Annotated in this window: 10 protein-coding genes; 7 read left to right on the top strand and 3 right to left on the bottom strand. The window is 28.9% G+C overall.

The genetic code is table 11. The features are described from left to right. Positions 1 to 119: 119 nt before the first annotated feature. Together NSA58_RS11835 and NSA58_RS11830 are read left to right on the top strand one after the other, a co-directional pair. Complete coding sequence (locus tag NSA58_RS11835; RefSeq protein WP_074080046.1) at positions 120 to 683, top strand: NUDIX hydrolase; 564 nt, start codon at positions 120 to 122, stop codon at positions 681 to 683. Between the two features lie 12 nt (positions 684 to 695). After that, positions 696 to 2474, top strand: a complete 1779-nt coding sequence (locus tag NSA58_RS11830; RefSeq protein WP_074429694.1) for an aminopeptidase P family protein — start codon at positions 696 to 698, stop codon at positions 2472 to 2474. An 89-nt stretch (positions 2475 to 2563) separates the two neighbouring features. Here NSA58_RS11830 and NSA58_RS20740 read toward each other — a convergent pair whose 3' ends face one another. Further along, positions 2564 to 2707 carry a hypothetical protein gene (locus NSA58_RS20740; protein ID WP_330652564.1) on the bottom strand — a complete coding sequence of 48 codons (144 nt, stop codon included), beginning with the start codon at positions 2705 to 2707 and terminating at the stop codon, positions 2564 to 2566. Between the two features lie 111 nt (positions 2708 to 2818). Continuing rightward, complete coding sequence (locus NSA58_RS11825; RefSeq protein WP_330652563.1) at positions 2819 to 3499, bottom strand: alpha/beta hydrolase; 681 nt, start codon at positions 3497 to 3499, stop codon at positions 2819 to 2821. Positions 3500 to 3777: 278 nt separating this feature from the next. Here NSA58_RS11825 and NSA58_RS11820 point away from each other — a divergent pair, with 278 nt between their 5' ends. From NSA58_RS11820 to NSA58_RS11805, 4 genes are read left to right on the top strand one after another with little or no spacing between them, the layout of a single operon-like run. Continuing rightward, positions 3778 to 5712 carry a BglG family transcription antiterminator gene (locus tag NSA58_RS11820; RefSeq protein ID WP_039679364.1) on the top strand — a complete coding sequence of 645 codons (1935 nt, stop codon included), beginning with the start codon at positions 3778 to 3780 and terminating at the stop codon, positions 5710 to 5712. 19 nt (positions 5713 to 5731) lie between these two features. Continuing rightward, positions 5732 to 6016, top strand: coding sequence for a PTS sugar transporter subunit IIB (locus tag NSA58_RS11815; RefSeq protein ID WP_039679365.1), 285 nt, complete (start codon positions 5732 to 5734; stop codon positions 6014 to 6016). Positions 6017 to 6025: 9 nt separating this feature from the next. Next, entirely contained in the window at positions 6026 to 6472 is a 447-nt protein-coding gene (locus tag NSA58_RS11810; protein WP_039679366.1) for a PTS sugar transporter subunit IIA, read from the top strand. A 22-nt stretch (positions 6473 to 6494) separates the two neighbouring features. Beyond that, positions 6495 to 7862: a PTS galactitol transporter subunit IIC gene (locus NSA58_RS11805; RefSeq protein ID WP_039679367.1), complete on the top strand. Its 1368-nt coding sequence runs from the start codon at positions 6495 to 6497 to the stop codon at positions 7860 to 7862. Between the two features lie 49 nt (positions 7863 to 7911). Here the strand turns inward: NSA58_RS11805 and NSA58_RS11800 are convergent, their stop codons facing one another. Then, entirely contained in the window at positions 7912 to 8139 is a 228-nt protein-coding gene (locus NSA58_RS11800; protein ID WP_052232957.1) for a (2Fe-2S)-binding protein, read from the bottom strand. A 155-nt stretch (positions 8140 to 8294) separates the two neighbouring features. Here NSA58_RS11800 and NSA58_RS11795 point away from each other — a divergent pair. Then, positions 8295 to 8527, top strand: a 233-nt coding sequence (locus NSA58_RS11795) for a hypothetical protein (protein WP_257560494.1), incomplete at its 3' end; no start/stop codon positions are given.

Here is an 8527-nt window from a genome sequence, read left to right as displayed (position 1 = left end):
TAATTTTATGCCAATAATGTTTACGTAAAAATATTATTTATTATAGTATCATATTGTTGATTATTAGCAAATAATATTATAGAATTTGAGATAGGGTCATTATTAATGGGGAGGTAACCATGAATTTAAGAAAAGAAATAGAAAATTATTTACCATATAACTGTGAAGAAGAAAAAGATAAAGAGATAATGATAAAATATATGGATACTTTTGATGATGTTCTTACTAGAAATAATGAAATAGGTCATTTTACATCATCTTGTTGGATAGTAAATAAAGATAAAACAAAAGTACTTATGGCTTATCATAATATTTATGATTCTTGGGCATGGACTGGTGGACATGCAGATGGTGATGGGGATTTACTTCATGTTTCACTGAAAGAAGCTAAAGAAGAAACAGGTTTAAAGGATGTAAGACCTTTGTCTGATGAAATTTTCTCTTTAGAAGTTCTTGGAGTTGATGGTCATATAAAAAGAGGGAAATATGTATCCTCACATATTCATTTAAATGTTACTTATTTACTTTGTGCTGACGAAACAGAAATGACACATATTAAAGCCGATGAAAATAGTGCTGTCAAATGGTTTGAGTTAGATAAAGCAGTTAAAGCTAGTAATGAACCCTATATGAAGAAGATCTATAGCAAACTTAATAAGAAGCTAAAAGATTTAAAAAAATAAAGGTGGTTTAATATGATTAATGACAGAATTGAAAAATTAAGAAATGTTATGAAAGAAAAAAACATATTTGCTTACATAATTCCATCAGCAGATTATCATCAAAGTGAGTATGTGGGAGAATTCTTTAAGGGAAGACAATTTATATCAGGATTTACTGGTTCAGCAGGAACTGTAGTTATAACTCCAGAAAAAGCTATACTTTGGACAGATGGAAGATACTTCTTACAAGCTGACAAAGAGTTAGCAACATCTTGTGTTGAACTTTATAAAATGGGAGGGGAAAACGTTCCTACGACGTTTGAATACATAGAAAATGAAGTTCCAGAAGGTTGTAAAATAGGATTTGATGGAAGAGCTATAAGTGCAGCAATGGGTGTTGGATTAGAAGCAAGTTTAGCTAAGAAAAACATAACTATATCTTATGAGGGTGACTTATTAGACGAAGTATGGGAGGATAGACCAGCTTTATCTGATGCAAAAGCATTTTTATTAGATATTAAATACAGTGGAGAAGATTTTACAAGTAAAATAGCTAGAGTTAGAAATGCTATGAAAGAATGTGGGTCAACAATTCATATATTAACAAGTTTAGATGATATAGCTTGGTTATTTAATATAAGAGGTGGGGATGTTAAGTACAATCCAGTTGTACTTTCTTATGCAGTAGTTACTTTAGACAAAGCTATATTATTTGTTGATGAAAATAAATTAAATGATGAAATAAAAGCAAGCTTTGGTGAAGAAGTAGTTGAAATAAAAGGATACTTCGAAATATATGAGTTTGTAAAAACTATAGAAAAAGAAGAAGTAGTTTTAGTTGATAGTAATAAAATAAATTACACAATATTAAAAAATATACCAGAAGATGTAAAAGTATTAAATGCTATGAACCCTTCTACTATATTCAAAGCAGAGAAAAACGAAGTTGAAATATCAAACACTAAACAAGCTCATATAAGAGATGGTGTTGCTGTAACTAAGTTTATGTACTGGTTAAAAAACAACATAGGAAAAATAGAAATAACTGAAATAAGTGCAGCAGATAAAATGACTGAGCTTAGAAAAGAACAAGGACAGTTTATAGAGCCAAGTTTCGCTTCTATAGCAGGATATGGGGCTAATGGAGCAATAGTTCACTACAGTGCGACTGAGGAAAGTAATACTACTTTAGAGCCAAAAGGATTATTCTTGTTAGATTCAGGAGGACAATATTTTGATGGAACAACTGATATAACTAGAACTTTTGCTTTAGGATCACTTACAGAAGAAGAAAAATCTAACTTTACATCAGTTGCTAGAGCAATGATAAGATTGTCAGGAGCTAAATTCTTATATGGTGTAAACGGATACTACTTAGATATATTAGCTAGAGGAATAATGTGGGAACAAGGTCTTAACTACAATCACGGTACAGGTCATGGTATAGGACATGTATTAAATGTTCACGAAGCTCCAAATGGTTTCAGATGTGACAATAGAAACTTAGCTACATTAGAAGAAGGTATGATAACTACTAATGAGCCAGGATTCTATAAAGCAGGTTCTCACGGAATAAGATTAGAGAATGAAATGCTTTGTAAAAAAGGTATAAAAAATGAATATGGCCAATTTATGGAATTTGAACCATTAACAATAGCACCATTAGATTTAGATGCTATAGATGTCAATCTTATGAATGAAGATGAAAAAGCATACTTAAATGAATATCATAAGATGGTATTCGATACAGTTAGTCCGTTCTTAACTGCTGAAGAAACTGAGTGGTTAAAAGAATATACTAGAGCTATATAATAATATATATTTAGATAGAAATAAGTCTCTTTAATCAGAGACTTATTTTTATACTTTAAAACTTAAATTTGTATTATCTAAATTAATGATTAAGAAACATACTGTTCAATAAAATCTTCTATTGTTAGCCAATAAAGAAAAGGTGCAACTAAATCAGAGTTTGCATGTTCAGCCCCTTCAACAGTTAATTTTTCTTTTGGTGAATTAGTGGCGTTGTATAACTCATTCATCATAGAATAAGGAACAAACTTATCACTATCACCATGAATATAAAGAATAGGTACAGTAGATTTTTTTACTGCATCTAATGTAGAACCTTCTCTTAAAGAGTATCCAGCTTTTAATTAAGTTACAATATTAGTAACATTTAGTATATAAGAAGATGGTAACTTTAAATAAGTTTCTAGTTCATAATTAAATGCATCCCAAATTGAAGTATAAGCACAATCAGCTATAATAGCCTTTACATTAGAAGGTAAATCTTCTCCAGAAGCCATTAAAACCGTGGCAGCACCCATAGAAGTACCATGAAGAACTATTTTAGAATTTGAATTACCTTTAATTATAAAATTAATCCAATTTATTATATCAAGTCTATCTTTCCATCCCATACCAATATATTCACCTTCACTTTTCCCATGACCTCTTAAATCTGGAATCAGCACATTATATCCCATCTTATAAAAATATTTGGCTTTAGCACTCATTAATTTACCGCTACCACCATAACCATGAACAACAATTGCCCATTTATCATTACTTTCATTCTGATTTATCATATAAGCATGTAGATTTAATCCATCAGAAGATTCAATATAATTTTCCGTATAATTAGACTCTTTGTCCAACCATTTTTCATTGTCTCTTAATTTATCACCATTATGATCTGCATATACTATATCTTTTGAATAATTTGTATTCAATGCTAAATTATAAAAAAATATTCCTACTAAAGAACTAACCCCTATAGCTCCAATTAAAAAGACTATTAAAAGAGTTATTACTATTTTCTTAATTCTTTTCATACATAATCCCCCTATAAAGATTTAAGAAATATATTATCATAGGTTCATTAGATTTTAACGTAGTATCATTTGGTATAAGTGATAAATTATGTAATATATGAAATTTTTAATACATGTTATTAAAATAAAATATATTTTTATAACATGTATTAAAGTAGTAGAATTATAAAGGACATTATCCCGCAAAGTAAGACGGCAAATGTCCTTTTATAAGAGAAATATAAAGACTATTTTAAAAAAGCTCTTCTTGATACTATATAAACATAAGGGAGATAGAAATGATAAAAGCAACAGGTAGACAAAGAGGAATAATAAATGCAATTATAAGTGCTGATGGATATATCAGTGGTAATGATTTAGCAAAAATAAATCAAATTTCTGCTAAAACAGTGCAAAGGGAGATAAAGGACATAAATGAATTCTTACAACCATATAACTGTGAAATTCTTTCTAAGAGAAGTTATGGGTATAAGATAAGATATGATAATTATGATGATTATAAAATACTAAAAAGTGTAGTTGGAGAAATTGATTGTAATTGTGTATATACGCTGGAAGAAAATAGAGTAGAGTGGTTAATAAGAAAATTGGCTTTTTTATATGCGGACAGTGAAACAGAATCCATAAAACAAGATGAGTTATGTGACGAGTTATTTATAAGTTTATCTACATTAAAAAATGATTTGAAAGTAGTAAAAGAGATATTACATAATTATGATTTAAAGTTATCACGTAAAGGTAACTCTGGAGTTTATATTAGTGGTAATGAGGCTAAATTTAGATATTTTTTATCTGATTATATTGTACATAAAACAGGTCAAGAAAAGTCAGGAACTATTCTAGAAATGATAGATACAAAATCTTCAGAAAGTATTAGATCTATAATAATTGATGTAATAAATAAATATGACTTAAACATTACTGACTTAGGATTTGATAATTTATTCAACCATATAGTTATCACTATAACAAGGATAAAAAATGACAAAATTATTAATGAAGAAGAATCAAGGCATATACCAGTAGGAGACATTGAATATGAAGCAGCAATAAATCTTTGTAGACAAATATGTGAGCTGACTGGAATAGAATTTCCAACAGCAGAGGTTGTGTATATATATCAACATTTAAAATCTCAAAATAGATTGTTTAAAGATGATAATTATTCTATAGATGAAGAAGATAATAACAATTTAGATACTATAAGAAAGTCTCTAAAAGAGATTTATTTACAAATAGGTATAGATTTTACTCATGATGAAATCCTGGAAAATGGTCTTCTTATTCACTTAAAAAGTGTTCTTCACAGAATACAATACAAGATGAAAATAAGAAACAATTTATTAGATCAAATAAAGAAAAATTATGTATTGGCTTATGAGCTAGCAAACTTTTTAGCTAAAGCTATAGAAGAAGATATGAATGTGGAAGTAGATGAGAATGAGGTTGGATTTTTGGCACTACATTTTGGTGGAGCATTAGAAAGGATGAACATAAAAGGAAGAAAAGATAGGCTTCGAGTAATTCTTATATGTGCATCGGGTATGGGAACATCCATACTTCTAAGAAGTAAACTATCGAATAGATTTGGATCTAGAATTCAAATATGTGGAGTGTATCCATCTTATAAACTTGAAGAATTAGATTTTAAAGATATAGATTTGATAATATCAACTATTAATCTACAATACAAAAACTTACCTATTATAAATATATCACCTATTTTAAGTGATGCAGATATGAATAAAATAAATCATTTTATAAGTAAAGGAAATGAGAATTACAAGTTAGATATAAAATCTTACTTTAAAGATGAAATATTTTCACCAAATTTAGAGATTAATAATTATTTAGATGTGGTGGAGTATATGTCTAGCAAAATGTATGAATTGGGTTATATAGATGAAGTAATGAAAAATTCTTTTGTGGAAAGAGAAAAACTTTCATCGACAGAGATAGGAAATATGGTTGCCATTCCTCATGCTTTAGTTGGAGATGTAAAAAAGCCTGGAATATATGTGGCAATTTTGAAAGAACCAATAAAGTGGGTATATTCAGAAGTACAACTAGTAATGATGATAGCCATAGACAAGGATGTATTCTTAGAACATGAAAATTTATTCTTAGATATATATAACCCTGTTGATGAAATGTATAAAGTAGAAAAAATAATTAACAAAAAAGATTTAAATTATATTAAGAAATTATACTAATTAAAAGGAGATTATAATTATGAAAAAAATAGTAGTAGCATGTGGAGCAGGAATAGCAACATCAACAGTAGCAATACAAAAATTAAAAGCAGGATTTGAAAAAAGAGGCTTAGGAGGACAAGTTTCATTTACTCAATGTACAGTAGCAGAATTACCAGGAAAAGTTGCAGGACATGATATGGTTGTTACTACAGCTCAATTTAACCAAAGTGTAGATATACCAGTTGTATCAGGATTACCTTTTATAACAGGATTAGGAGTAGATAAATTAATGGATGATATAGTTGCAAAACTAGGAATGTAGGTGGAATGAATGTTAAGTAAGGACTTAGTATTTTTAGATGTAGAACATGAAACTAGTGATGAGTTTTTAAATTCTATATCAGATGAACTATTAGAAAAAGGATATGTGAAAGAGTCTTTTAAGGATGCGATTTTAAAAAGAGAAGAAGAATATCCAACTGCTATAGGGACTGAAAAATATAACTTAGCTATACCTCATACAGATTCAGAACATGTAAATAAGCCAGGAGTAGCATTTGTAAGATTAAAAAAAGAATGCAAATTTAAAGAAATGTGTACTAACAATGATATAAATGTAAATATGGCATTTGTATTATTAGTTACTAAAAAAGAAGAGCAAGTAAGTCTTTTATCAAAACTAATGGGATTATTTGCAGAAACTGACTTTTTAGAGAATTTATATAACGAGCAAGACCCATCAGAAATAGTAAAAGTTTTAAATAATAAAATATTATAAATTAAAGTGGGAGGATGCAATAATGAATATATTACAGTATTTAGTAGATTTAGGGCCATCAGTAATGATGCCAATAATATTCTCAGTATTTGCTATATGCTTAGGGGTTAAGTTAGCAAATGCTGTTAAATCAGGACTTTTAATAGGGATAGGATTTATAGGTTTAAATGCAATTATAACAATATTAACAGAAAATTTAGGACCAGCAGCAGAAGCAATGGTTAAAAACTTTGGGTTAAATTTAAATGTACTTGATGTTGGTTGGCCAGCAGCTTCAGCAATAGCATTTGGTTCAACTGTTGGTGTTTTAATAATACCTTTAGGAATAATAATAAATGTTGTGATGTTACTTACAAGAACAACTAGAACAGTAAATATAGATATATGGAACTTCTGGCACTTTGCTTTTACAGGTTCTTTAGTTTATATGCTAACAGGAAGCTTACCTATAGCTTTAATAATGTCAGCAGTAAATATGGTAGTTACAATGGTTCTTGCAGATAGAACTGCTCCGTTGGTGGAAAAAGAATTAGGGCTGCCTGGGATATCAATTCCTCATGGATTCTCAGCATCTTATGTACCAATAGCATGGATAGCAAATAAAATATTAGATTTTATACCAGGAATAAATAAAATAAAAATGGATGCAAATGACATACAAAAGAAATTTGGTATATTTGGAGATCCAGCAATATTAGGAACTTCAATAGGTATTCTTCTTGGTATACTTGCAAAATACAATGTAAAAGATACTTTAAATTTAGCAGTGGTAATGGGGGCTGTACTTGTGCTTACTCCCAAAATGGCAGCAGTATTAATGGAAGGTTTAATGCCAGTATCTGAAGCAGTACAAACTTTAATTCAACGTAAATTTGAAGGAAAAGCTAAGCTTTACATAGGATTAGACTCAGCAGTAAGTGTTGGTCACCCAGTCACATTAGCAGTTTCACTAGTATTAGTACCAGTTACATTAATATTAGCTTTAATAATACCAGGAAATCAATTCTTACCATTTGCTTCGTTAGCTGGATTACCATTTATGTTTGTATTAATAACACCACTTGTAAGAGGAGATTTCTTCAGAGCATTTATAGTAGGTGTTATAGTTGTAGGAGCAGGGTTACTAATAGGAACAAATATGTCTCCATTATTTACAGAAGCAGCGCTAGCAGCTAAGTTCGCTATACCAGATGGAGCTAGAATGATATCAAGTATTGACTACGGTTCAAGCCCACTTCCATGGTTAATAGTTAAATTAACTGAATTTAAAACAATAGGAATAGGAGCATTAGTAGCTTCAACTGTTGGACTTATGTTATGGAATAGAAGTATGATTGTGAAAGAAGATCAAAAAAGCGAAGAAGTCAACAATTTAGAACAAGCTAATTAAATTTTGATTTTAATATAATATAGAAAATAAGCCTCTTTAGAATAGAGGCTTATTTTTTTAATGCTTTATAAATTTCATATTCAACAGATGAATTACACTTGCCACAGGCTGTTCCAGCCTTTGTACTTTTTCTAACTTCATTTATTCCGCTACATCCATTATTTAGAGCCTTCATAATATCATGATTAGAAACATTATAACAAGAACAAACTTTTTTAGGCTTATTTGAATTTACTATTTTATATTCTTTATATTTTTTTATTAGTTTACTGAACATAAATTTATCCCCTTAGAGTTTATTTAGACATTTAATTTTATACCCAATTATGCCTTCGCATATCAAATTAGATAAAATATAAATGCATAGAACTTATAATTCTGCTACATTTATAAATATATTCTATAAAAATATTATTAAATGGGAGGATAAACATGAAAGATAAAAATATTTTTGTTAATATTGTATATTTCGTTATAGGGGCACTGATAGTATTAGTTATGGGTGAGCTAAGTGAAATTTGTATAGATTTAAAACAAACTTCTTATGATTTTAGATATGACTATTTAGTAATGTTGGTAGAATTTGGGGGATACATGATTTTAGGTTTTTGGATAGGTATAAAAGATATTTATAATGAGTTTTATAAACATGGAAAATGGAAGTT

This window comes from Terrisporobacter muris, assembly GCF_024621905.1.
Classification (GTDB): Bacteria; Bacillota; Clostridia; order Peptostreptococcales; family Peptostreptococcaceae; genus Terrisporobacter; species Terrisporobacter muris.
This window is presented reverse-complemented; position numbering and strand designations above follow the sequence as displayed.